Raw genomic sequence first — 23900 nt, forward strand, 5'->3', positions numbered from 1 at the left:
GTCTAGAATCCGGAAATCAGACTACGCAGCTCTTTTGCGATAACTGCCTGTGATTCCGTTCCTTCCCCATAAGCTTGCCCCATAGCCTTACGTACTTCTGCGATTTTGCTGTCGTAATCAGCAGCCTCACGATCAGGATTCTCACGTTTGAACTCTCTCATTAGGCTCTGCACATGCTCTGGACGAGGACCCCAATGTCCAAGCACGTATCCGCCGGTATCCGCAAAGATCACAATCGGAACAGATCTTCCGCCCATGGTCAAGAATTCATCCATAAGCTCCTGATTCTCTTCCAAAATGAATACCTCTGTCTTCATTCCGGCAGTCTCCAAAATACGGAAAACCGCAGGGACATTACGTACTACATCTCCACACCAATCAGCGGCAAGGATAAGTACCCGCAAATCGTCACGATGGTTCAGACTTTCGAAATATTCCTTGTCGCTCTCATCTTCCCAAGAAAACTTCTCATACCAGGATTCAAAAGCCTGCTGGTTCTTCGTCATGCTTTCTACAAATTGGCGCGGTGTAAGACCTTTTCCAAATTTATGAGCTACATTCGGTTTCATTTTGCAGTCCCTCTCTTCTTGGATTTAAACCACTTATACACAAAATAAATGATGATTAGTGCTAACGCTACAAGAATAATTTCGTTGGTGTACTTAGCTGCTACTTCGTCAATATCTTCCCACTTATTCCCCAATGTCATACCGAGATATACAAACAAAGCACTCCATGGAATAACAGCAAGTGTAGTCAATAAAGTGAACTTACCTAAAGGCATACGAGAAATCCCCGCTGGAACGGAAATGGCATGGCGAACAACGGGAATAAAGCGTGCCGTAAAGATTACGCCTGTCCCATATTTATTGAACCACTCTTCCGAATGATCAATATGCTTCTTTTGGATAAGAATATATTTCCCGTATTTCTCCAGTACAGGCCTGCCCCCATAACGGCCAATCCAATATACAAAGATCTGGGCAATCACTCCGCCTATCGTACCAAACAATACTGCGCCGAAAAAATTAATATCTCCACTCCATACCAAGAAACCACCGAAAGCCAATACAATTTCACTCGGAATAACTTCAATCATCAGTCCGATCATAATCCCAAAATAACCAAGACTCTGAATCCATTCAAATAATGTCGAGATCAGATCAGAAATAAAATGCAAACGTGCTCCTCCTCCCTTTTCCGCAGAATATGGCTACATGTATCAAGCTAATCGCCTTTGGCATCTTTATAAGACGCTAAGCGTTTAAGCGAGTGAAATATAAGAACATAAAAGCATAGATACTAATCTTATACTTTCTTATATTTTTAAAAGCTTTGCCGCTCTGCTATATTTTCCAGTTTCTCTTAGCCTATTCTAGCACAAGCAACCTTATCACTTCTACTTACGTGGCAAGCAGCTTCCATCTTCCAATCCACACTTAAAAAGAGTTTGAGTAACAGGCATAAACAAAAAAGGTGAACAAATTCCACCAATAAAGGGAAAATGAACACCTTTTTATCTGCGCTCAATTAATAAGCCATCCAACCGGCATCAGCCGTTATCACCGACCCATTCAAAAAGCTTGCAGCATCTGAAGCCAAAAATAAGGCTACCGAAGCAATCTCACTGCTTTCCCCTGTCCGTGGCATCGAAGCCATTCCTTCGCCCGCTTTTTGACTCCCAAAAGGGCTTGGATTAGACAGATCAATATTTGTCTTTACTCCGCCCGGCGCTATGGCATTACAGCGAATTCCAAGCTTAGCGTATTGAAACCCTATATTTTTGGTCATCCCGATTACAGCATGCTTAGAGGAAGTATAAGCCACTCCCGCACGCGAGCCCGCTAAGCCGCCAATAGAGGCTACATTGATGATACATCCGCTTTCCTGTGCCATAAAAATCGGCAAAACCTTACGAATGGCTCTCATCGGACCGGTTACGTTGACCGCAAGCACCTGCTCCCACATGTCATCAGTGATCTCGTGCGCTGGCGTCATTTTATCCATAATACCGGCATTGTTAACAAGGATATGAAGGCCTCCAAACTGTGTGGTTGCGGCATCAATCATTCGCTGTGTGTCCTCTTCCTTCGAGACATCTGCCTTTACGGGATAGATAACTCCGTGTCCCTCACCCGTTTCTGCCTTTTTGGCCACCGCTTCTACATTGTCCAGATGGATATCCGCAGCAATCACTTTAGCCCCCTGTTGGGCAAAAAGAAGAGCAATCGCTTCTCCAATCCCCGATCCTGCACCTGTAACAATTGCGACTTTATTGGTTAGTATCATATATCTGCTCCTCTGCATCGTATGTTCGGTGCATCAAGGAATGCATGCCCATCGTTAGTATTAACAGGAGTCGGCTTTGGACGGCAGTTAATTTTAAAGATTCGGTGACACTTTTACACACGCTATTGCTAAGTGAATACTGCATTGACAGCTATGAAAGTGAAGAGCTATTATATATTTAGATAATTATTTAAATATCGAAAGGCAGGGTGGAATATGAATGAATCCTTTAAAGCACTAGCTGATCCTACCCGTCGCCAAATCATTCGGTTACTAAGGGAGAAAGATCGAACCGCAGGTGAAATCGCAGATTTTTTCAACATGTCTAAGCCAAGCATTTCTCACCATCTGAATGCGCTGAAGCATGCCGATCTGGTACAGGATGAGCGAAAAGGACAATTTATTATGTACTCGCTAAACACCACAGTCCTCGAAGAGGTTCTCGGTTGGTTATTGGAGCTCACTGGTACAGGTAAGCAAACGGAGACGGAGAGTAAATCGCTGGACGGAAAGCAGCAACGTCAGGATATCGATTCCAAAAAGGAGGCGGATTAATGATGAAAGATTTCAAATGGAGATGGCAGGATACCCTCATCGTAATATTAGGTTTAGCTACATTAGCCTACGCTCTGATCAATTACAGCAAGCTGCCGCAGGAGTTACCAGCACAGTTTGGAATTACGGGTAAGGTCAACAGATACTGGGACAAAAATATTGCTATTTTTGTGTTCGGAATCTTAGGGATTGTGCTCCCGCTAATCATGCAGTTCACACGCAGCATCGATCCTAAGCGGGAAAATTACAAAAAATTCGAAAACGCCTATGCCATGAGCAGACTTGCTATTGGGGTGCTTTTTAATCTAATGCTGGTGCTGTCGATTGCTTACGGTCTAGGTAAAGATATAAACGTTGGGAAGATCGCCATAGGAGCTGTCGGAATAATGTTTATTGCTCTCGGCAACTACATGCCACAGGTAAAAGATAATTACTTGTTTGGGGTTCGTACAGCCTGGACGCTCGCCAACCCCGAGGTATGGCGAAAAACACATCGCCTATCCGGGATAATGTGGATGATCGGTGGCCTACTTATTTTTGCAGGAGCCTTTTTGAGCGGAGCCTTGTCTCAGCTTCTTATTATTACGGCACTCGTACTTGCAATTATCGTGCCCATTCTCTACTCCTGGATGATTTCACGTCCGCTAAAATCGTAAAGCAAACATACTAAGCCGTCGACTCAAGTCGTCGGCTTGTTCTGTCATTCGGAACTCGCGGTCATTATGTTGCCCTCCTTTATTAGCCTCCTCTTCTGCCAACCTTCTATATTTCAAAAGAAGTTCATTCCCAGAGGCGACACAGATTAGGCCTTCCTTTCGCTTTCCTTCTGCAAGCTTTTTTTGCCCCATAAGAAGCATCCCTTCAATCGCCTTCACCCACTTGGCATTGTTGTACTTATCCAGCTTAAGGCTCTGGCCTATCCAATATAACGCTGCCCCCGGATGGTCGCTGCTCATCCATACTTCAGCCAGCTCCCAGCTTAAGCTGGCATTCTCGGGAGAATACAACAGACTCTGCCGAAGCAGACTCACGCTCTGTTCACCCGAGAGCAGCCTAGATAATGCTATAGCCGTTCGAGGTGACCGGGGATTCCAACCCAGCGATTGCTGTAGCAGCTCTACCTTCACCGAAGGATCCACCGACATAATCGCTTGTCGATAGAACTTCTCTCCTTGAGCGGCGTGAAAAGATAGCACCCCCAGCATAAGCGAAAAACAACATGCCGCAGTTCCGATTAGTCGGCGAAGACGGATTTGGGGCGGATTCTTGGATGTAGGGTAAACTATTAGCGGATTCACAGGTGTAGTGACATTGGTGAGCGGGTTCGTGGATGTGGAGTGAGCGATTAGTGGATTCGCAGGTGTAGTGACATTGGTGAGCGGGTTCGCGGATGTGGAGTGAGCGATTAGTGGATTCGCAGGTGTAGTGACATTGGTGAGCGGGTTCGTGGATGTGGAGTGAGCGATTAGCGGATTCGCTGGTGTAGAGACATTGGTGAGCCGGTTCGTAGATGTGGAGTGAACGATTAGTGGATTCGCTGGTGTAGTGACATTGGTGAGCGGGTTCGTGGATGTGGAGTGAGCGATTAGCGGATTCGCTGGTGTAGTGACATTGGTGAGCGGGTTCGTGGATGTGGATTGAACGATTAGTGGATTCGCAGGTGTAGTGACATTGATGAGCGGGTTCGTGGATGTGGAGTGAGCGATTAGTGGATTCGCTGGTGTAGTGACATTGGTGAGCGGGTTCGTGGATGTGGAGTGAGTTGGCAGCTTGGTCTCAGACTGAGGGTGGGTAGACGCAGATTGATGTTTCTGCTTATGCTCAGCCAGAGCAATCGCTGGCAGCCAGAATAGCAGCAGCCAAAATAATCCATAGCTCCAATCAAAATCGACGACGCTGTGCAAGACGATGACCAGAAACGGCGGCAGCAACCGCGGCGATTTAGTAGCCAGCAGCCAGCCTACTGCCAACAGCATAAGGAGTATGGCTGCAAGACCAACGAATCCTAAGTTCAACAGGATGTCGAGGTATCCATTATGCACCTGGCTGCCTACATAAGGGCGAGATTGGGCGGCAAGGTATGAATGCCGCCAAGTCTCACCCCCACGTCCCAGCCAAGGTGCCTCTGCCGCTAGCCGCCAGGCGTCGCGGTAGAACAGCCCGCGCGCGGATACCGTCGATGACGGTCCGGTGATCCGCTCGCGCACGTGCAGGAGGACGGCGATCCCCGCCGCCGTCCAACCTGCCGCCGCCAATGCCAGCATGGCGGCTCGGGCAGTGCCCGCCGCGCCGCGCTGGCGGCGGCACAGCCATAGGCCGGCTAGCAGCGCGCCGGCCCAAAGCCCGGCCAGCAACAGCAGGCCGGGCACTGGCTCTACCGCCAACCCGGCACGGGCCAGTTGGCGGTAGAGTAGCGCCGCGGCGGCCACGGGCGCGGCGCCAGCAGCAAGAAGCGGCGCGATTAGCTGCCGCTTCCAGAGCAAGACGGCGGCGCAGGCGCAAGCCGCCGTCAGCCATGCGCCGCGCGACTCGGTGAGGAGCAGCGCGGCGGTGTACGGGAACAGCGGCAGCAAGCGCAGCAGCGCGGCGGTCGTGCTTCCCGCTTTTCCCTGCTCCGCTTCTACGCCTTCTTCCCCTCTGCTCCTCCGTTCCGCATCTGCGCACTCCATCCCCAGCCCAACACTTCTTGCCCCCAACATATTCGCGCTCTTTTTTGGATCCCCATAATAAACAGCAACAGCAAATAGCCGTTCCAGCAGAAAAACAGCCATCACAGCACCAAAAGCATTCGGATATTCCATCAATCCTGCTAATCTAACCCCTGTGGCGCTCACTTCCGATGAATTGCTGTAGGCCACAGCGAAAGGCAACTTTACCACTCCACACACAGCCAATAAAGCGCTCAGGCATAAAGTCATACCCAGCATAGACCAAGTTACATTTAAAATCCGGCGTTCCACCAGGTTCACCGCACAAAAACAAACCAATATTGCAAAGCTAGCATACAAGCCCCACCGCAGCATTTCATTCATAGTTCCCTGGGAAGAAAGTGGCCCGCACAACCAATGAATCACATAAAGCGATAGAATAATTAAAGGGACGCTTAATAATATTCTTAACGCCCTATTTTCTCCACTAACTTGACTAACTTCACTAACTTCACTAACCCCATTGACTCCCGTAAAACCTCTTACTGCACCTACTCCTCCCCCACTTTTTCTCCATGCACCAACCCCAACAAGATAATAAAGCGAGCACGCACAACACAGCACAAACCATAAGGTTAGAAAGGGATACATCTCATCAGTAAAAAACAATCCCCGCAACAAACAAGCACCCACCCCAGCCGCTATCACTAAGCCTCCACAAATATATGCAATTGATGATTCCAGACTCCAGTCTTTTTTAAAACGCCACATTTAGATACCCCTGTATTCGTTAATTTATCTCTATCCTTTCCACATTTCCCTTATACAAGACTAGAACGCAAAAAGACGATACCTCTCCACAAAGGAGCCGTACCGTCCTAACCATTAGATCGCACTAGCTGTACTATCCGAATTCTCATTCAAAAAAGCTATATAGTTGTAAAAAGTGCAACTACTCCCGTGCTTTCGCTGCTTACTTCCACTTTAATTGTACTTTCTGCAACTGTTTTTCGAGAATCCCGCCATATGCGGAGTATTGTTCGTTTTTAAGTGTACAAAGTGCAACTAAATCACTAAAACGCAGCTTCTGAGCATATTTAGTTGCACAAAGTACAACTAAACCAACTCGCCATTAGATCGCACTAGCTGCACCGTCCTAACCATTAGATCGCACTAGCTGCACCGTTCTAACCATTAGATCACACTAGCCGTACCGTCCTCACCATTAGATCACACTAGCCGTACCGTCCTAACCATTTGATCGCATTAGCTGCCTATCCGAATTCCCATCCAAAAAAGCTACATAGTTGTAAAAAGTACAACTAATCCTGTACTTTCACCGCTTACTTCCACTTTAATTGTACTTTGTGCAACTGTTTTTTGAGAATCCCGCCATATGCGGAGTATTGTTCGTTTTTAAGTGTACAAAGTGCAACTAAATCACTAAAACGCAGCTTCTGAGCATATTTAGTTGCACAAAGTACAACTAAACCAACTCGCCATTAGATCGCACTCGCTGCACCGTTCTAACCATTAGATCACACTAGCCGTACCGTCCTAACCATTAGATCGCACTAGCTGTACTATCCAATTTCCTATTAAAAATGCTATATAGTTGTAAAAAGTACAACTGATCGAATTAGCCTGCACCTATAAGTGCCCATTCTACAGTACTACCGTTCTACGCTCTCTACCTTAATACCCTCTACCCTTCTACCGAACTCCCAGTGGGAAGCAGATCAGCGCATACGCGTTCGAGGTAGGGTTTTGCTCCCAGAAAATCGCGGAATGCGGTGTATTCGCGCCATTTGACGGAGTTGTCCCCGGCTGAACTCTTAACGGCACGAATCAAAATGTTCTTCGGCGTATTCTCCAGATCGATGAATTCCAGCAGCTGGCTGCTATAGCCCATCATGTCGAGCAATTTGGCGCGAATGGCATCTGTAGCCAAGGCGGAAAAACGCTCTTTCAGTATGCCATGCGAAAGCATAGGGCTCATTACTTCATTTTCGATTTGTGCGAATAATTCATGCTGGCAGCAAGGCACAGATAAAATTACAGACGCTCCCCAACGTACTGCTTTTTCAAGGGCAGCATCGGTAGCTGTGTCGCAAGCATGAAGTGTGATCACCATGTCTACTTGCTCCAGCTCATTGTACTCAGCAATGTCACCCACGAAGAACTTCAAGTGATCATAACCGATTTTGGCAGCAAGTTCGTTACAATGCTCAATCACATCTGCTTTTAAATCTAATCCAATGATATTAAGCTCCCGCTTCTTGCGAACGGTCAGATAGTGATACAGTGCAAAGGTCAAATATGATTTTCCACAACCAAAATCCACAATCGTCAAGGGTCGGCCGGTTGGCAGATCGGCAAGCACGTCCTCTACCATCTCCAGAAAACGATTGATCTGCCGAAATTTATCATATCTTTTGGCTAGCACTTTGCCTTCTTTGTTCATGATGCCAAGCTCCACCAGAAATGGCACAGGCTCTCCATCCTCCAGCACATAACGTTTGCGGCGGTTGTGAGCTAGATCCGGCTCTTCTTTTTTACTTGGAGACTTAGTTAGGATTGATACTTTGAATTTTTTGCTAATAAGCACCTGATAATCGGCTTCTACTGTACACAACAAGCCTTGCCGATATGTTTCTCTAAATAAAAGAGATATCTCTTCCGCCGCCAATTCTGCGGGTACGTTGCGATGTTCTACCTTTGTACCAATATAGGACGCAAACTGATAATGCAGCTTACCCTTTAGTTCAACAGGTTTAACCTGCACCTTGGTACAATTTTCGCCTTTATAACGCACTTGACTTAGGGTAGCCGTAATCAAAGTACGGTCGTTAATTAGTTGTTCAATTAGAGCTGTTAAAGATTCCACAACGCACATCTCACTTTCGGGATTAAAAATGGAGAATCTATGTCTCCTAACCATCATCGTTCATTATATCACGTGTTAACAAGGGTCGTTCCTTGTTCTAGCAGGGCTTAACATGCAGCTCTCCACTAACTATAGTTAATGCTCGCCCAGACATCTTAATCTGGTCTTTACTTACCTCTAACTGAAGCAAACCTCCACGTTTCGAAGCTTGATAAGCGGTCAACTGCGTACGATTGAGTCTATCCGCCCAAAAAGGTGCCAGTGCAGTATGCGCTGAGCCTGTTACCGGATCCTCATTCACTCCTACCTTCGGCGCAAAAAAACGTGATACACAATCAATACCTTCGATAGAGCTTTCTGCGGTAACCGCGAAGCCTCTCCCTTCAAGCCCGGATAAAGCTCCGAAGTCAGGGCTGAGTTCGCGAACCCGTGCTTCCTGATCCAGTCGTACAAGCACATTGTCAGCATATCGCATAGTTTCCACCACATTCGCTTCTGCAATACCAAGCGCTGCTGCGAGACCTGAAATTACAGGAGAGGGTTGAAGCTGATAAGGCGGGAAGTACAGTGAGATCAAATCTCCTGAACGAGAAGCTCTGAGCAACCCACTGCGTGTATAGAACCTTGCTTCCATATCAGGAGCTAGCAGTCCCCTCTCCCATAATACATGTGCACTTGCTAGAGTCCCATGACCACATAGCTTGACCTCAACTTTAGGTGTAAACCAGCGCAGGCGATATCCATCTTCCTCTGGCCAGAGAAAAGCTGTCTCTGACAAGTTCATTTCCGCTGCTGTCTTCTGCATATAACCTTCATCGACGGGATGCTCCAGTAAACATACCGCCGCAGGGTTGCCTGAATAAGCCTGTTCTGCAAAAGCATCGATAATATATAAAGGGATATTCATCGTATTCATCAGGTTCCTGATTCCTTTCGTATCGCTGTTATCCTGCCCCACTCTTTTAACCCCTGCTCTACTTCCTCCAGAGGAAGAGTACCTTGTTCCAATTCTGCAGATGACTTGAGCAGCAGTCGATTGTATAGCTTATCCCCTTCTATTACAACATTTTCTCCCTGCTCCCACAGCCGGTAGAGGCTGTCCTCCGCTTTACTATATCGCCCTACCGACTCCATATACTCCATCAGTAGCCGCTCCGTTTTAGCCGGGAGCCGATAGGCCTGCACATCCTGCAAGAGTTCATCAATTTCCTGAGTCATATGCAGCAGCTCCCGGTCTGCACCGTGAAGATCCGCGTACAAATATAAATGTAAGGCTCTCATACTTCTAAATAATGCTGCATCCTTATCGCCATTTGCGGCATAAATACTGCCTTCTTCCTTCAGCAGTTTGGCCAGACCTTGAAGCTTATCGGACTCAACCACACCGCCAAAACGAAACATATCTATGATATCTTCTACAGATAGTGAATTTAAAAGACGTGAATTCAGCGGAAAATGCCGGTTCAACAGCTCATCGATTTCCCATAAAGCTTCTGTCGTCTTCCGTTCCTGCTTTAGAGTAAGTACCTTGGCAACCATCGCCGTCATATCTTCGATCATCCGGACAATATAGTCTCTTCGAAACATGCACATCCTCCTTTTCCGTACTGTGGTAGCAAAAACTACAGGACTCATACCACTTAAATTATTCTATTGATTTATCTTAAACCATTGCCGAATTCTATGCCAGTTAAGGAGAATACCAGATAATTAGATAGCCCTAAAAGAAAGAGGCAGCACACGCCAGAATGGCGCCGTGCTGCCTCTTTGTAGAAGATTTTTTATACGCGGCTATTATCTAAAACGGAAGCCTGGACAAAATCCTTAATGATCTCGGCTAACCGTTCAGGAGCTTCAAAAAGACTCATGTGGCCTGCACCCGATATCGTTGCTTGCGTTACATTTGGCTTATCCGCAGTAAAGGTTCGTTCAGCAGGAATCAATCCATCCTGCTCGCCAGCAACAAGCAATACCGGCAACGTAGTGGCCGTAATTACATCCCGTCGATCTGGACGCTCACGCATCGCCAGTGCAGCTCCTGCTGCTCCTTGTGGAGGCGTTTTGTAGCCGATTTCTTTAGCGCGCTCCAGCAGCTGTGGGGATGCAGAAGCGGTTGCTTCAGCAAACAAGCCTGGTACGAAGCTGTCTACGAAAGGAGTAATCCCTTCATTTTGAATCGCGCTGACACTCTTCAGTCGTTTTTCCTTAGCTTCTTCACTATCTGGATAAGCAGTAGAATGAATTAATCCAAAGCCTTTCAATCGAGAAGCATAACGCTGAGCAAACGATAGCGTAATATATCCGCCAAGCGAATGACCAAGCATGATGCATTCAGCAATCTCCAGCGAATCTAACAGACCCAGAACATCATCTGCCATTTGTTCAATACTATAAGGTCCTAGTGGAGCTTCCGAAGCTCCGTGACCACGTAAATCGGGAGCAATCACTCGGTAGCCGCTGCTTAAGACAGGAATGACTTGTTCCCAATATTCAGCGCTTCCACAAAAGCCATGCAGCAATACAATAACTTCGCCTTTCCCCTGATCACTGTAGCATATATTGCTTCCGTCACAACGAACTCTTTCCATGGCTGCTTCCCTCTTTCTAGAATACTAAGATAATGTGTCTAATATCTATTATTAAGCAAAACAGCTCACCTTGAAACGGACGGCTTATTTTTAAGTGCCCAATGGGTACTACTGGAGTCCGAATCCTTTTGCTGCCGCTATAGCGATATGTTCTGCCATAACCATCACTCTATGCAGTGGAGTAGTCTGCAGCGTCCGATAAGGTTTCGGGCCATTCATATCTACAACGGCCGCCAAACTATAGTGACCTACGGCTGGAAGATTTGCCCCCACCGATTGTGCAGGCAGCAGTGGCTCACTCGAAACGAAGTAATATCCAAGCGCGATCGGAGGGCCCAGACAAGCATCTACCGCAACTACAATATGCCCGGAGGGAATCTCAGCCACTCTGGCCACCAAATTATCTGCATCGCAAGGAGACGGCAACGTACCGATTACATGTCGGAAGCCATGTTCCACAAGTTTGCTGCCCGTCAACGGACCGAGTGCATCTCCTGTAGATCGATCTGTTCCGATACAAAGAAACGTGACTTCCTCGGCGGAATGCAGAGCAGCTATTTCCATGAAAAAGGACACCAGTCCAGCATCGTCCATTTTAATGCGTTTTCCGCTTCCCTGTTCTCTGATTGCCAATACATTTGCTCCCTTCGATGATATTTTTTGATCTCATGCCTTTAATTTAACATGATTTCAGTGAACCCGACAAAAAAATGGTGGTCAAGCTGCCAAACATGGTAAAATACATGAATCAGTATACAGAGAGGATGTTTTAACCTAATGGATTTAACAAAGCCTAGTCAGGAAAATGTTGAGTATATGATCGAGGCTATCAAAAACAAATTAAAAATGGCCAGTGCTGCGGCGATGCAAGCCTCCGCTTTTTCAGTAGATCATTATGAAGATATCTATGATGTATATGAGGTAGCCATGGGCAGCGACAGACTGAGTATTTCTCAGGTGGAAGCACTCGTCTCCGAACTCGGCCGTCTACGTCATAAATAATAGTTCTCCCTATACAAGAAGAAACGATGTTGCCGTCCTTTAAAGATGACCACCGCTTCTCGTAGAAAAAAGCCCTTCGCTGCGTATCCAGAAGATGGATTGTAGTCGAAGGGCTCTTTTTATATGATCCTACTTTATGAAATTAAGCTTGAACTCGGTATCCGCATGGCCTACTCGTGTACCCCCGTCATTGTAAATCACGCCTGAAAATGCATTGCGCAGCTTTTCCAAGGTATTTTTCTGACTATAACCAATTTGGTTTAAAATTCCCTGTACAATAAGTCCCCACTCTTCTTCCGAACCATCCAGAATCTTGAAGGCAATCCCCAGTCGCTCACGGCGTAAACCGAAGCAATACACACCCTTAAATCCACCTTTAGCAATAATATTATCATCTTCCAAAAGAATAGAATCAAGGCGACCAGATCCAGAAACCATCTCCGGATAAGCATTCATTGCCGTTGTAATAGTAGTAACCGCTTTGCGAGTAGCTCCATCTGCAATCAAATCCGGATTGGCTAATTTCAAATAGGCTGTCGCCAAGGCGGTCAGAGGCAGAGCAAACACCGGCAGCCCGCATCCGTCCGTACCTAAACCGATACTGTCTGGGGCCACACCAGCCATATAAGCAATGGTGTCAATAATCTCACGCTGCACCGTTTGCTCCGGCTGTGAGTATTCTTCAAGCGGCAAACCTTTGAGCTTACTGTAAGATAAGATACCCATGTGCTTGCCCGCACAGTTATGATAGAACTTTCTTTTGCCCGCACCACGAATGGCGTTCTCCCTGCTGGAATAATCCAGCGGGTAACTCGTTGCACAGATCATTTGTTGCTCATCGATGCCAATCTTGGAGGATATGCTCTCTAGCGCAGCAACATGGTAGCTCTCTCCCCGATGAGAGGCGGTCATCAGGGCAACCTCTGCGGGAGTAAAGCCGTAATGCTCCACGATCCCCCCACGTACGCCTGGAATAGCCTGAAGGGGTTTAGCAGCTGAACGGGTGAACGATACAAATTCCGGATCACCTGCATACCCCTTTAAATTTCCGTTCTCTCCTACGATGGCAATATGCCCACTATGGACACATTCCAGCAAATCCGCCCGATACTCTCGTACTAATACGGTTTCCATGATATCTCTCCTCTTTTCTCTAGATGCTCTATAACTCACAAGGACTTATTAGTATTCACATTTAATAAATGCTAGAAAATAACCCCGTGCTCCGGGGATTTTTGAGTACTCCACAAACTCCCTTAAGTGTTGGTTCCATGAGGAATTCTACTCCTATTTTCATTATTCTTCAATCCTGTCCACACCAAGAAGATTATAGAAACCGGATAAAATATAAAAAACCGCTTCCTTCTCAGAACCTTGATCTCTGAGTAGAAAGCGGTTTTTATCGAATTCAGCGTAGCTTCACAAGGGTAGCGCAGTTCGCCTTATCCTTTGCTTGCACCTGCGGTAAGGCCATCCACCAAGAAACGCTGTAGGAAAATGAACAGCAGCGTGACTGGGAGAGCGACCAATACCGCTCCGGCAGCGAACAACGTAAACTCGGTTGAGTTGCTCTGGTTCACCATCCGGTAAAGCCCAACGGCGAGCGTTCTTGTATCCTCCGTGCGCAATACAAGGTCGGCGAATATAAAATCCACAAAGCAGCCGTTGAAAATCATAAGGCTGGCATAGGTGAGCATCGGCTTAGATAACGGGATCATAATAGAAAGGAATACTTTCATATGGCTCGCCCCATCCATTCGCGCAGCATCTTCCAAGCTTTTAGGAATCGTATCAAAAAAACCTTTAGCCACAAAAACATTCGTGATAATAGCGCCGCTGCTGTATACGAGCACAAGTGCCCAATGAGAATTCAGTAGCCCAAGTGTGTTCAGCAGCACGTAAACTGCAATCATAGCCATAAATCCCGGAAACATCTGCAGAACCAGGAGCGCGGTTAGTGTAGTTTTTCTGCCCGTAAATCGATAACGAGAAATGGCGTACGAAGTCAGCAGCAGCAAAAAGGTGCCGAGCAGCGTAGACAACGCCGCAATCTTTAGCGTATTCATGAACCATAACAAATATTTAGTTTGCTCAAACAGTTCCTTGTAATGAACAAAGGTAAAATTCTTAGGAATCAATGAGTCACTGAACAAACTGTTTCCTGTTTTGAACGAAGACATAATAATCCAGAAGGCTGGGAAAAGACTAATAAAACTGAGCACAATCAGCAATAAATGGCTTCCAAACGTTTTTAACGCTTCCGTCAGTCTTAGCTTCATGCAATCATATCCTCCTCTTTAAAGGACCGCGTCCGCCGGTAGCTCCAGATGGAGAATGTCGCGACCATCAGGAAGATGACAATCCCGATGACAGAAGCAAAGCTATACTGCGACTGGTTCAGCGCCAGTTTATAAAGCCAAGTCACCAGCAAGTCAGTGTGGCCCGCGTACTGGTAGTTGGGATTAACCGGTTCTCCGTTAGTCATTAGATAAATGACATTAAAGCTGTTAATATTGCCGGCAAACTGCATAATCAGGATAGGTGCGGTTGCGAACAATACCATGGGCAGCGTAATCATGCGGAATTTATAAAATGACCCAGCACCGTCTACTTCTGCCGCTTCATACATATCCCTCGGAATTGTTGTCAGCACCCCGAAGGCCAGAATCATGGTCACCGGAATACCGATCCACATATTAGCCAGAATTACAGTGACCTTAGCCCAGAAAGGATTGGTTAGCCAGGCCACCCCCTCCAATCCCAAGGCTCTTAAATAACTATTGATCGGTCCAAATTGATTATTGAACATATTGCGCATGACGAGCAGAGAAATCATATTGGGAATAGCGAACGGAACGATCAGAAGTGTGCGCCAAAGCTTTTTGCAGCGGACACGGGGCTGGTGAATAAGTACTGCAATGAGCACACCTCCAATGTAAGTCGTCGCAGTAGCAATAACCGCCCAGATCAAGGTCCAAGTCAGCACTCCACCGAAGGTGGAACTCCAGACATCCAGACTAAGCATTTTATTAAAATTACCGAAACCCACCCAGTCTACCAGATGTGCTGGCGGTAAAATCGGGTCGGCATAGTTCGTAAACGCCAGTAGCACCGAAAAAACAAGTGGTAATATCGTCAGAAAAACCACGGCCACAAAGGGAATCGCGAGGACAAGATAGGCAAAATTCCTCCGCCCCATAGCTCTGAGCGATTCAGCGAATGAATGAATGGGCTCTTTCCGGTCCCGTGCAGCTCCAACTAGGAATGCATCTCTGATGTTCAGTAAATGAAAAGCTGTATAAAAGAGCAGCGCCAGCAATGCCATTAGACCATTGATCATCATAAAAATGGAGTGGTCGCCTTCCACCATCCGGGTTAATTTGCCTACCTTGACCATACGGCTTGGAAATTCCCCAAGCGTAATTAAGCCATGCAAATGTCCCATCAGATCATTAGCAATATAGTAAATTCCAGCAGACCCCACCAGCAGGAATACCAATCCTTTCAGCCACTGCCGGTTGTAGAACTGGCCCAGTCCCGGAATAATAGCCGAGAGTAGCGCTGCGCCTGTTTTTTTCCTCATGGTTAAATCACCTGCCCTTTACTTCGACTCCAGATCGGCCTGAATCGTGGTTACAGTCTGATCCAGCGTCTGTTTAACATCAAGATTCGAGTCGTTCCACAGGGACACAAACGCTGCTTTTAGGGGTTCCCAGACGGATTTGATTTCTGAAACGGAAGGCATTGGAACGGAATTTTGGAATTGCTCGAAGAATCCGCCAATAATAGGGTCATCTTTGATTTCCGGCGCTTCTCCAGCCTCTATACTCGCAGGAATCGCTCCCGTCATCTCAAAGTTCTTAAGCTGGTTCTCCTTGTTGCTTGCAAAATGTGCGAACAAACGGCCTGCGACCGGATATTCCGTATATGAGTTAACATAATACGATTTGACACCGGAGAAAGAAAGACTGTCTTGACCGTCAGGTCCCTTTGGAAGAGGAGCCACACCCAGGTTAACATTTTCCTTAAACGCCGCTATGGACCATGGCCCATCGATATTCATCGCCAGCTTACCTTCTTGGAATAATTGGGTTTTCACGTCATAAGTGATATCTCCTGCATTCAAAGGCAGAATTTTTTTGAGGCTCTGCAGAAACGTAAATCCTTTGATAGTGCCCTCATTGTTCAATCCAATATCCTTGAAATTCGTATTGTTGTCTCCGTAAATATATCCGCCGAAGCTGCCAATAAACGGATAGCTGTAATATCCGACGAATTCCCACATGATTGCGAATTTGTTTTCCTTCGGATTGTTGTACGTATCTGCAAAAGCAATCACATCATCCCACGTTTTAGGAGCGTCAGGAATCAGGTCCTTGTTGTAGAACAGCGCATAGGTTTCCACCGATTTAGGATAACCGTAAAGAATGCCATCATAAGACGATGCCTGAACGGCTGTTGCCACCATCGTTGATTTGGTTTCTTCCTCAAAAACATCGTTTGGCAAAAGCAGCCCTGCTTTTACGGCTTGCCCGATCTGGTCATGGGGCAGAGTCAACACATCTGCAGCAAGTTTAGACGGACCATCCGTCGCCAGTCTTGCGCCTTGATCGCCACCCGCCATTTCCTCAACCGTGACGGGAACACCATATTCTTTTTCGAAATCAGCAGCTACCTGCTTCATGTATTCAAGCTGCTCCTTGGCTTCCCAGACCATAAGTTTGGCCCCTGCTTCTGGCTTCATTTCCTCATCAGTGGTTTTCTCTTCGGTATTTGTCTCATTTGTGGTTCCCCCCGGCTCGTTCACTGCGGAATTCGGACTCGAATTCGGCTTTGATGCGGAGTTCCCATTGCCAGAACCGCATGCGGTGACCGTCAAAGTTAACAGCAGGCATAGGACTAAACTAAATGTTACCGCTTGCATTTTGGAACGTTTACTCTTCTTCATTTGCTCATCTCCCCTTCGATCATGAGTGATTAAACCTAACCCGCATTGAAAAAAAGCATATAAAAAAGGTACAACCTCATTTGCACAAAGTGCCGAGGTTGTACCTTTGCAGGTAACAGTGCCTTTAATTTGAATGCGTGTTATGAAAAATCAAGTTCGTTCGCCCTCATTCTATAATATCCATAATTTTGATTGCAATCAGGGTATAAGTCCAAACAAGACGGTTTAACAAAGTTTATCTTATCTTTTCTCTTATTTTCTCTTTATTCCTACCATATACTAAATATTCCATATTGTAAATTCTTGTGAAATAACCTCTTGCTTTGCTCTTGAGGGTTATGGTAAGATGCAGACAAATTTAAAGGCAATGAAACCGCCAAGGGTTCAACCTCTGAAAATCATGAGGTTGGCCCTTTTTTGCGTTTACATGCCCGAAGGGATGGAAAATGAGTATGATTCAACCGGAAGCCGTTTATCACCGTATGGGACAAAATTGGTCATATGCCTACGATGAGTCTACACTTCATATTCGCCTAAGAACTAAGCGGGACAACGTATCACAGATCGACCTTTTCTGTGGAGATAAATTTGGCTGGGACAAAACGCATGAGGTCATTCCAATGCAGCGCCTCGCTTCTGACGGCTTGTTCGATTACTGGCAAGCCTCCGTCCGTCCTGTTTACCGCAGACTCGCGTATTACTTTGCGCTTTATAACAAAGACGAAGTCCTTTATTTTTTGGAAAAAGGATTTTATCCAGAGCCACCTGCTGTTGTATATGAGGGTCTGTTCGACTTTCCATTTTTGAATCGTGAAGATGTGCACTCCCCTCCATCTTGGGTGAAAGATGCAGTATTTTATCAAATATTCCCGGAGCGTTTCGCGAATGGTGATCCCACCAACGATCCGACAGATGTACTCGAATGGGGCGGCACACCGAGTCCTCGGAATTTCTTCGGAGGAGACTTGCAGGGTGTACTAGATCATTTGGATTATCTCTGTGAATTGGGCATCAATGCTATATATTTTAATCCTCTATTTGCGGCAACCACCAATCATAAATACGATACAGAAGATTATTACTTGGTCGATCCTCATTTTGGCAGCAACACATTGCTGAAAGAGTTTGTGGACTCCTGTCATTCCAAAGGCATCCGTGTCATCCTGGACGGTGTCTTTAATCATTGCGGCCATACCTTCCCGCCATTTGTTGATCTGCTCGCGAACGGGCAATCTTCGCGTTATGCCGATTGGTTCCATGTACGCGAGTGGCCGCCACAGGTCATCGACGGAATTCCCACCTATGACACATTTGCATTCGAGCCTATCATGCCTAAATTCAACACTGAGAATCCTGAAGTCATAGAATATCTACTGAATGCAGGCCGCTATTGGATCGAGGAAATCGGTATAGACGGCTGGCGGCTTGATGTCGCAAATGAAGTCTCCCATTCGTTCTGGCGGCAATTCCGCAGTACGATCAAAAGCGTTAATCCAGAGGCCTATCTCGTAGGAGAAATCATGCATGATTCCTTGCCGTGGCTGCTTGGCGATCAGTTTGACGCCGTTATGAATTACCCGCTAACGAATATTCAAATTAATTTTTTCGCCCACGGACAGATCAATGCTGCACAATTCTCTCAGTCGGTTGCTACTATGCTAGCGAATTATCCGCAACAAATTACGGAAGCCGCCTTTAATCTGCTAGACAGCCATGATACAGTTCGTTTCCTGACACTTTGTGGCGGTGACATCAGGAAGTTAAAGCTGGCCGTTTTGTTCCAGATGACCTTTCAGGGAGCACCCTGTATTTATTATGGCGATGAAATCGGCATGGATGGCGGATACGACCCGGACAACCGAAAATGCATGGAGTGGGACTCCCAGAAACAGAATCAAGAATTGCTCGAATACTATCGCTGGACGATCAGCCTTCGTAAATCTCATCCCGCATTCCGGAGCAGTGGATTTAAAGCGCTGGAGATTCCGGGTTATCCAAAGCTGCTTGTATATGAGCGGTGGGACAAACAAAGCCGATTCATAATCGTATTGAATAATGAAGATGTTATGGCCGATGTCATCATTCCTGTAACCGGGGCAGACATGATATGGGTAAACCTAAAGACGCAGAAGCGGACTGAATCCTCCACATCCCAGCTGCATCTGAATCTGCCTGAATTCGGCTATGCGGTACTCCAAGCCGTTAATGATTAATCCGTAACATTCTAAATTCAATCGTAGAAGGATGGAGACATATGCTGCATATCACAGCCTGTCTTCGCCCTTCTTTTTGCGCATAAACAAATGTTGATAAAGCCTCAAAAACGCGGTTTATATGACCTAAAGCCATCTAGGTTACCGTATCCTCCCTTAACCTCCCGTAATCTCCCCCTTGCTCTTCAACTGTTTCAGCCCATACGCCAAAGTTTATATACGAAGTAAGATAAATTATAAGGAGTGATTGGTGATGAGTAACGTAGAACATGAAGTAGAGAACGGAAGCAGCTTATTAAAAGGTATCTTTATCGGTAGCTTAATTGGTGCCGCAGCAGCCTTGCTATTTGCACCAAAGCCTGGCCGTGAAATGCGCAGTGATCTGTCAGATAAACTTTCTCTAGCTACAGACAAGACCAAAGAAGTTGCTGGTGCCGTAACTGACAAAACCAAAGCTATTGCGACAACAGTTGGCGAAAAAGCAACCGATTTGGCTAGTACGGTATCAGATAAAGCCTCTGATATCTATACCACTGTCAGTGACAGCAAACAACAGATTGCCGCCACTCTTCAAGAGGCTGGAAGTAAAATTGGTGACACTGTAAGTGAAGCCTCAAGCAATGTAAGCTCGGATGTTAAAGACGCCTCTAAAGACGTAGCTGATGAAGCCAAAGCATCCTCTAAAGAGGTTGCCAATCAGGCTAAGGATGCGAAAGAGGATGTAAAATCCTCCTATAAATCCAATTACTAATCTGCGGCATCATACAGCTATCACTTTAACAAACAACAGCCAGCTGACCGCAGCTGGCTGTTGTTTAGTTATACCTTTATTCACATCAGCAGATACAACTAGACATTTAATTAATGCCCGTTCGGGCTATAGAAAGCAGGGATGGCGCATGGCAGATTCAAATAACCAAACAAAACCTTATGAAATTGATGAACATCCTTTCGAGTTGCGACATGAAGTGAAACGCTTAAACAGTCGTCTTGATAAGATCGCTCACTCACTGGAAAAATCAGAATTCAAGGACATTCTCGACAACTATTCAGATCCGAAAAAAAGAATCATCACAAACCTGATGGCCGGTATATCTCGGGGACTTGGACTATCTCTCGGAACATTTGTAGTCCTTGGTTTATTAGGCTACATTCTTAGTCTTTTTCTTAATGTTCCAGTAATCGGAGAGTATCTTGGCGAAATTAAAAAATACATTGATGCTAATAGCTAACCGCAAGACTATCGATCTATTCCCCAACTATCGACCGCTTCCCCCGCTTGTCCGTCTAATCCTCTAGGTTGGACGGACAAGCGGGGGAATAAGTCTACAATAGTATACAAATAAAGGACATGCGGGTCTCCAGTCAGCGGAGAGAGGCATGTCCTTATCGTCGAAAATGTATACTACCCATACAGGAACTCAATAGGAAGAGTTGGCCATAATCTGCTTTAACTTCTCAGTGGCCCGCTTCTGTATGCGTGAAACGCTCATCTGTGATACCCCCAGCTTCTGGGCGATCGCCCGCTGGGATTGTCCATCTTGGAACGCTAACAGCAGCACCTGCTGCTCCTGTTCCTTCAATTGACCTAGTGCTTGTTGCAAATCCATACGTTTCTCTACGGTCTCGTAATCATTTGCGTCAGAGCTGATCAGCTCGCCTAGCGTAGCTCCTGTCTCCTCTTGAGAAAGGGGCGAGTCTAGGGAGACGTAATGATAACATTCTCTGCCCGCCAGTACTTCTACAGTTTCTTCAACAGACAAATCAAGATAATGAGCAATCTCATCCACCGCAGGCGAACGTTCCAGCTTCACTGTTAGTTCGTCAATCGCGTGTTGAACAAGTGCCCCCTTTTCTTTAATCCGTCTAGGGACCTGTATGTACCAAGATTTATCACGTAGGAAATTCTTCATATGTCCAATCATGCTTTTCATCGCATAGGGCTCAAAAGGGATTCCAAGGCTAATATCATATTGCTGTAATAACCGGATGAGCGCCATTTGCCCGACCTGATATAAATCCTCATACAAGTCGGGGCGGTTGCGAGAAATTTTTCCAGCAGCCATTTTTACCATAGGCTCATATTTCTGTATCAGCACTGTTGCGCGTTCATTATCCTTAGTCTGCTGATATTCCCAAATTTGGGTGACTGCTTCATTCATGGACTCGGGGGGAGTCACCTTATCACTCATACCTTTTCCTCGCTAAAGTTAAGGTGCTTCTTCAAAGTTACTACCGTCCCTCTTCCGGCCTCACTTACGACGCTCACGTCATCCATCAACGCTTGCATTAAGTAGAACCCTAAACCGCCGACCTGAACGTCACTCAACTCTTTATCATGCAGTGTCATACGCTCACTGGACGAGTCTTCCAAACCGTCAAAGCTCTCCCCCTCGTCTTTGACTGTAATGGATAAGGCACTTTCACCCACCTCAAAGATTACATCAACCATTCCGTCTTGTTGTCCATAGGCGTACAATACTGAATTGTTACACGCCTCTGATACAGCTACCTTCATATCTTCAATATCTTCGTAGGTGAAGCCCATTTTTGAAGCAATACCATATAAATTTAACCTAACAATATCCACATACTCTGCGCTAGCCGGCAGCTGAAGAATTACTTTTTGCACATCATCACTCATTCTTTGTTCTATCCTTTCCTAGTGGGAATTCTCTTGGGAGGCAAAAAACTTGGTAATACCAGTCATGTCAAACAGCTTCTGAATTTGGGGAGGAACATCCTCAACCATAAACTTAACGTCCATACCTTGTCTTGATTTCAGGATCGAAAGTAGAATACCAATACCCGTGCTATCGATGTATTTTAATTCTTTAAGATTTATTACTAAATCATGCTTCGTATCACCTACAAGCGGCTCCATTACCAAACGGAAATCGGAAGCAACGGATAGATCAAGTTCACCATTCAGGAAAACCGTACATACATTTTCTTTTGTCTCTGTCTTAGCGTGAAACTTATTACTTTTATGCGTGTTCATAGACGATCTCTCCTGATAAATATTTTCTATATTAATAACCTCATAGTCCTACCTTTGAAACAAATAACATTAAAATATAAACTAGTAAATCTTGGGTTACGCCTGAAAAATAGATGTATCTGGTTCAACCATCCGATTATCGCTGCTAGAATACCGAGAGATAATCTGCTTAATACTGCTCATCTTAAGTGGCTTGCTGATATAGTCATCCATTCCTGAGGCTTTACAGCGATTCTGAATGCCATCCATGACATTCGCAGTCATTGCAATAATAATAGTCTTCTCAGCCGCCGGACCGCCTTCCCGACGGATTTGGGCGGTTGCCTCCAGGCCATCCATTACTGGCATTTGGAGATCCATAAAGATAAAATCATAGGGCTGCTTAAGCGCCATTTGCACAGCCTGTTTCCCGTCCTCAGCCATATCAGCTTCATAGCCGAGCTTATCTAGCATGCTAACCATCAAACGCTGATTGATAGGATGGTCATCTACAACAAGAATTCGGCTTCTGCTCTCCTGATTAAGAAGAAGATGAGGCGATTCCTCTTCTTGATAACCTCCTGTCAAATCTTCTCCAGGTACGGATGCTTGAATCGTAAAAATAAAGGTAGCTCCTTTTTGCTCCATGGATTCTACCCGTATTTCTCCGCCCATCATGCCTACAAGGGATTTACATATGGCTAAACCAAGCCCTGTCCCCCCGTATTTCCGTGTCATTGAAGAATCCAGCTGTGAGAACGGTTGGAATAATCGGTCGCATTTTTCTGGAGAAATACCAATCCCTGTATCCATGACCGTGAACTCGACTTCTACCTTGTGCCCAGATGTTTCTTTGATGGAAGCGACTAAATAGACACCGCCCTGATTTGTAAATTTAACTGCGTTAGCAATCAGATTAATTAATACTTGGCGTAGACGAGCCATATCTCCATATAAAAGTCTAGGCAACTTCTGATCGATAAAATAAGCGAGCTCCAGGTTCTTTTTTCCCGCTTCCACCGAAAAGAGGCTGAACACCTCTTGAATACATGTGCGAAGTTCGAACAGCTGCTCTTCGATTTCCATTTTACCGGATTCCATTTTGGTGAAATCAAGAATATCGTTTATAACCGTAATCAACGTGTCTGCACTTTTCCGAATGATCTCGGAATACTCCTTCTGCTCAGGAGCAAGGTCAGTCTCCATTAATAAATCAATCATACCCACTACGCCATTCATTGGTGTACGAATCTCATGACTCATCATAGCCAGAAATTCCGACTTCGCTTTGGAGGCGATCTCCGCCTCTTCCTTAGCCTTTACGAGCTCACTATTTATGATTTCCAGCTCTTTCGTCTTTTGCTGCAGCAGCATGGTCTGAGTCTGATGTTTTTTGCTCGTAATATACATCTCGACAAAACCTTGTATCTTAGACTTCAGAATTTGTGGAATGAAGGGTTTAACCATATAATCAATAGCCCCTGCAGAATAGCCCGCGAATAAATGCTCCGCTTCCTTACTATTCGCAGAGATAAAGATAATCGGAATTTCCTTTGTTTTTTCTCTGGCTTTAATCAACTTTGCGGTCTCGATCCCATCCATACCTGGCATCTGCACGTCCAGTACGATGACAGCAAAATCATACCTTAACAAACACCGCAGCGCTTCTTCGCCGGAGGTGGCTTTGACTAGCTCATAATGCTGGCTTTCAAGTACCGCCTCCAGCGCCAGCAGATTTTCAGGACGGTCATCTACTAGTAGTATATGAATTGGTTCTTGAAACCCCATAG

23 protein-coding genes are annotated in these 23900 nt (G+C 45.9%); 6 read left to right on the forward strand and 17 right to left on the reverse strand.

Features of this window, described 5'->3' with window-relative positions; translation table 11 throughout:
* Nucleotides 1-2: 2 nt before the first annotated feature.
* The 3 genes from NSQ66_RS26315 to NSQ66_RS26325 all read right to left on the reverse strand — a co-directional run bounded on the left by NSQ66_RS26315 (nucleotide 3) and on the right by NSQ66_RS26325 (nucleotide 2289).
* Nucleotides 3-569, reverse strand: a complete 567-nt coding sequence (locus NSQ66_RS26315; RefSeq protein WP_036680182.1) for a thioredoxin family protein — start codon at nucleotides 567-569, stop codon at nucleotides 3-5.
* Entirely contained in the window at nucleotides 566-1180 is a 615-nt protein-coding gene (locus tag NSQ66_RS26320; protein WP_036680184.1) for a DedA family protein, read from the reverse strand. Before NSQ66_RS26320 ends, NSQ66_RS26315 begins: the two co-directional genes overlap by 4 nt.
* Before the next feature lie 350 nt (nucleotides 1181-1530).
* Nucleotides 1531-2289, reverse strand: coding sequence for a glucose 1-dehydrogenase (locus NSQ66_RS26325; protein ID WP_036680191.1), 759 nt, complete (start codon nucleotides 2287-2289; stop codon nucleotides 1531-1533).
* A 216-nt stretch (nucleotides 2290-2505) separates the two neighbouring features.
* On the opposite strand from NSQ66_RS26325, the gene NSQ66_RS26330 reads away from it, so the two are divergent.
* Nucleotides 2506-2844, forward strand: a complete 339-nt coding sequence (locus tag NSQ66_RS26330; protein WP_051491108.1) for an autorepressor SdpR family transcription factor — start codon at nucleotides 2506-2508, stop codon at nucleotides 2842-2844.
* A complete protein-coding gene (locus NSQ66_RS26335; protein WP_076104198.1) occupies nucleotides 2844-3500 on the forward strand; it encodes an SdpI family protein in 657 nt (218 codons plus the stop codon). Before NSQ66_RS26330 ends, NSQ66_RS26335 begins: the two co-directional genes overlap by 1 nt.
* Here NSQ66_RS26335 and NSQ66_RS26340 read toward each other — a convergent pair.
* The 6 genes from NSQ66_RS26340 to yyaC form a co-directional block, all read right to left on the reverse strand.
* A complete protein-coding gene (locus tag NSQ66_RS26340) occupies nucleotides 3489-6263 on the reverse strand; it encodes an O-antigen ligase family protein (protein WP_339192429.1) in 2775 nt (924 codons plus the stop codon). The genes NSQ66_RS26335 and NSQ66_RS26340 overlap by 12 nt on opposite strands.
* A gap of 934 nt (nucleotides 6264-7197) precedes the next feature.
* The gene (locus NSQ66_RS26345; RefSeq protein ID WP_081384002.1) at nucleotides 7198-8388 is read right to left on the reverse strand and encodes an SAM-dependent methyltransferase; all 1191 of its coding nucleotides are present in this window, start codon (nucleotides 8386-8388) and stop codon (nucleotides 7198-7200) included.
* An 88-nt stretch (nucleotides 8389-8476) separates the two neighbouring features.
* Complete coding sequence (locus tag NSQ66_RS26350) at nucleotides 8477-9337, reverse strand: PhzF family phenazine biosynthesis protein (RefSeq protein ID WP_235219441.1); 861 nt, start codon at nucleotides 9335-9337, stop codon at nucleotides 8477-8479.
* The gene (locus NSQ66_RS26355; protein WP_076100631.1) at nucleotides 9295-9966 is read right to left on the reverse strand and encodes a DUF6483 family protein; all 672 of its coding nucleotides are present in this window, start codon (nucleotides 9964-9966) and stop codon (nucleotides 9295-9297) included. The genes NSQ66_RS26350 and NSQ66_RS26355 overlap by 43 nt, the downstream gene beginning before the upstream one ends.
* 194 nt (nucleotides 9967-10160) lie before the next feature.
* Complete coding sequence (locus NSQ66_RS26360; protein ID WP_036680199.1) at nucleotides 10161-10967, reverse strand: alpha/beta hydrolase; 807 nt, start codon at nucleotides 10965-10967, stop codon at nucleotides 10161-10163.
* Nucleotides 10968-11075: 108 nt separating this feature from the next.
* Entirely contained in the window at nucleotides 11076-11600 is a 525-nt protein-coding gene (yyaC, locus tag NSQ66_RS26365; RefSeq protein ID WP_249267773.1) for a spore protease YyaC, read from the reverse strand.
* A gap of 144 nt (nucleotides 11601-11744) precedes the next feature.
* On the opposite strand from yyaC, the gene NSQ66_RS26370 reads away from it, so the two are divergent.
* Nucleotides 11745-11969 carry a DUF1128 domain-containing protein gene (locus tag NSQ66_RS26370; RefSeq protein WP_036680203.1) on the forward strand — a complete coding sequence of 75 codons (225 nt, stop codon included), beginning with the start codon at nucleotides 11745-11747 and terminating at the stop codon, nucleotides 11967-11969.
* A gap of 129 nt (nucleotides 11970-12098) precedes the next feature.
* Here NSQ66_RS26370 and NSQ66_RS26375 read toward each other — a convergent pair whose 3' ends face one another.
* The 4 genes from NSQ66_RS26375 to NSQ66_RS26390 form a co-directional block, all read right to left on the reverse strand.
* Nucleotides 12099-13103: an asparaginase gene (locus tag NSQ66_RS26375; RefSeq protein WP_076142227.1), complete on the reverse strand. Its 1005-nt coding sequence runs from the start codon at nucleotides 13101-13103 to the stop codon at nucleotides 12099-12101.
* 308 nt (nucleotides 13104-13411) lie between these two features.
* Nucleotides 13412-14248 carry a sugar ABC transporter permease gene (locus NSQ66_RS26380; RefSeq protein ID WP_036680210.1) on the reverse strand — a complete coding sequence of 279 codons (837 nt, stop codon included), beginning with the start codon at nucleotides 14246-14248 and terminating at the stop codon, nucleotides 13412-13414.
* Nucleotides 14245-15552 carry a sugar ABC transporter permease gene (locus NSQ66_RS26385; RefSeq protein WP_076142228.1) on the reverse strand — a complete coding sequence of 436 codons (1308 nt, stop codon included), beginning with the start codon at nucleotides 15550-15552 and terminating at the stop codon, nucleotides 14245-14247. The genes NSQ66_RS26380 and NSQ66_RS26385 overlap by 4 nt, the downstream gene beginning before the upstream one ends.
* 18 nt (nucleotides 15553-15570) lie before the next feature.
* Nucleotides 15571-16917 carry a maltose ABC transporter substrate-binding protein gene (locus tag NSQ66_RS26390; RefSeq protein ID WP_076142229.1) on the reverse strand — a complete coding sequence of 449 codons (1347 nt, stop codon included), beginning with the start codon at nucleotides 16915-16917 and terminating at the stop codon, nucleotides 15571-15573.
* A 452-nt stretch (nucleotides 16918-17369) separates the two neighbouring features.
* On the opposite strand from NSQ66_RS26390, the gene NSQ66_RS26395 reads away from it, so the two are divergent.
* From NSQ66_RS26395 to NSQ66_RS26405, 3 genes are all read left to right on the forward strand, one after another.
* On the forward strand, nucleotides 17370-19130 hold the full coding sequence (locus NSQ66_RS26395) for a glycoside hydrolase family 13 protein (protein ID WP_036680341.1): 1761 nt from the start codon (nucleotides 17370-17372) through the stop codon (nucleotides 19128-19130).
* 253 nt (nucleotides 19131-19383) lie between these two features.
* Nucleotides 19384-19881: a YtxH domain-containing protein gene (locus NSQ66_RS26400; RefSeq protein WP_038573324.1), complete on the forward strand. Its 498-nt coding sequence runs from the start codon at nucleotides 19384-19386 to the stop codon at nucleotides 19879-19881.
* Between the two features lie 148 nt (nucleotides 19882-20029).
* A complete protein-coding gene (locus NSQ66_RS26405; RefSeq protein ID WP_036680215.1) occupies nucleotides 20030-20362 on the forward strand; it encodes a DUF5665 domain-containing protein in 333 nt (110 codons plus the stop codon).
* Between the two features lie 189 nt (nucleotides 20363-20551).
* On the opposite strand, the gene NSQ66_RS26410 is transcribed toward NSQ66_RS26405, so the two are convergent.
* From NSQ66_RS26410 to NSQ66_RS26425, 4 genes are all read right to left on the reverse strand, one after another.
* The gene (locus tag NSQ66_RS26410) at nucleotides 20552-21322 is read right to left on the reverse strand and encodes a sigma-70 family RNA polymerase sigma factor (protein WP_036680216.1); all 771 of its coding nucleotides are present in this window, start codon (nucleotides 21320-21322) and stop codon (nucleotides 20552-20554) included.
* Nucleotides 21319-21774 carry an anti-sigma B factor RsbW gene (rsbW, locus tag NSQ66_RS26415; RefSeq protein WP_036680217.1) on the reverse strand — a complete coding sequence of 152 codons (456 nt, stop codon included), beginning with the start codon at nucleotides 21772-21774 and terminating at the stop codon, nucleotides 21319-21321. Before rsbW ends, NSQ66_RS26410 begins: the two co-directional genes overlap by 4 nt.
* Nucleotides 21775-21792: 18 nt before the next feature.
* On the reverse strand, nucleotides 21793-22131 hold the full coding sequence (locus NSQ66_RS26420) for an STAS domain-containing protein (RefSeq protein WP_036680220.1): 339 nt from the start codon (nucleotides 22129-22131) through the stop codon (nucleotides 21793-21795).
* Between the two features lie 96 nt (nucleotides 22132-22227).
* On the reverse strand, nucleotides 22228-23898 hold the full coding sequence (locus NSQ66_RS26425; protein ID WP_036680222.1) for a response regulator: 1671 nt from the start codon (nucleotides 23896-23898) through the stop codon (nucleotides 22228-22230).
* Nucleotides 23899-23900 lie beyond the last annotated feature (2 nt).

Source organism: Paenibacillus sp. FSL H3-0329, from assembly GCF_037963285.1.
In the GTDB taxonomy this organism is placed as follows: domain Bacteria; phylum Bacillota; class Bacilli; order Paenibacillales; family Paenibacillaceae; genus Paenibacillus_AQ; species Paenibacillus_AQ odorifer.

Bases quoted from the DNA above. Each gene is read 5' to 3' on its own strand.
- NSQ66_RS26315 (WP_036680182.1), bottom strand. From the start codon at position 569: ATGAAACCGAATGTAGCTCATAAATTTGGAAAAGGTCTTACACCGCGC.
- rsbW (WP_036680217.1), bottom strand. From the start codon at position 21,774: ATGAGTGATGATGTGCAAAAAGTAATTCTTCAGCTGCCGGCTAGCGCA.
- NSQ66_RS26420 (WP_036680220.1), bottom strand. From the start codon at position 22,131: ATGAACACGCATAAAAGTAATAAGTTTCACGCTAAGACAGAGACAAAA.
- NSQ66_RS26390 (WP_076142229.1), bottom strand. From the start codon at position 16,917: ATGAAGAAGAGTAAACGTTCCAAAATGCAAGCGGTAACATTTAGTTTA.
- NSQ66_RS26375 (WP_076142227.1), bottom strand. From the start codon at position 13,103: ATGGAAACCGTATTAGTACGAGAGTATCGGGCGGATTTGCTGGAATGT.
- NSQ66_RS26330 (WP_051491108.1), top strand. From the start codon at position 2,506: ATGAATGAATCCTTTAAAGCACTAGCTGATCCTACCCGTCGCCAAATC.
- NSQ66_RS26335 (WP_076104198.1), top strand. From the start codon at position 2,844: ATGATGAAAGATTTCAAATGGAGATGGCAGGATACCCTCATCGTAATA.
- NSQ66_RS26345 (WP_081384002.1), bottom strand. From the start codon at position 8,388: ATGTGCGTTGTGGAATCTTTAACAGCTCTAATTGAACAACTAATTAAC.
- NSQ66_RS26370 (WP_036680203.1), top strand. From the start codon at position 11,745: ATGGATTTAACAAAGCCTAGTCAGGAAAATGTTGAGTATATGATCGAG.
- NSQ66_RS26325 (WP_036680191.1), bottom strand. From the start codon at position 2,289: ATGATACTAACCAATAAAGTCGCAATTGTTACAGGTGCAGGATCGGGG.
- NSQ66_RS26425 (WP_036680222.1), bottom strand. From the start codon at position 23,898: ATGGGGTTTCAAGAACCAATTCATATACTACTAGTAGATGACCGTCCT.
- NSQ66_RS26395 (WP_036680341.1), top strand. From the start codon at position 17,370: ATGATTCAACCGGAAGCCGTTTATCACCGTATGGGACAAAATTGGTCA.
- NSQ66_RS26405 (WP_036680215.1), top strand. From the start codon at position 20,030: ATGGCAGATTCAAATAACCAAACAAAACCTTATGAAATTGATGAACAT.
- NSQ66_RS26340 (WP_339192429.1), bottom strand. From the start codon at position 6,263: ATGTGGCGTTTTAAAAAAGACTGGAGTCTGGAATCATCAATTGCATAT.
- NSQ66_RS26400 (WP_038573324.1), top strand. From the start codon at position 19,384: ATGAGTAACGTAGAACATGAAGTAGAGAACGGAAGCAGCTTATTAAAA.
- NSQ66_RS26380 (WP_036680210.1), bottom strand. From the start codon at position 14,248: ATGAAGCTAAGACTGACGGAAGCGTTAAAAACGTTTGGAAGCCATTTA.
- NSQ66_RS26355 (WP_076100631.1), bottom strand. From the start codon at position 9,966: ATGTTTCGAAGAGACTATATTGTCCGGATGATCGAAGATATGACGGCG.
- NSQ66_RS26360 (WP_036680199.1), bottom strand. From the start codon at position 10,967: ATGGAAAGAGTTCGTTGTGACGGAAGCAATATATGCTACAGTGATCAG.
- NSQ66_RS26410 (WP_036680216.1), bottom strand. From the start codon at position 21,322: ATGAGTGATAAGGTGACTCCCCCCGAGTCCATGAATGAAGCAGTCACC.
- NSQ66_RS26385 (WP_076142228.1), bottom strand. From the start codon at position 15,552: ATGAGGAAAAAAACAGGCGCAGCGCTACTCTCGGCTATTATTCCGGGA.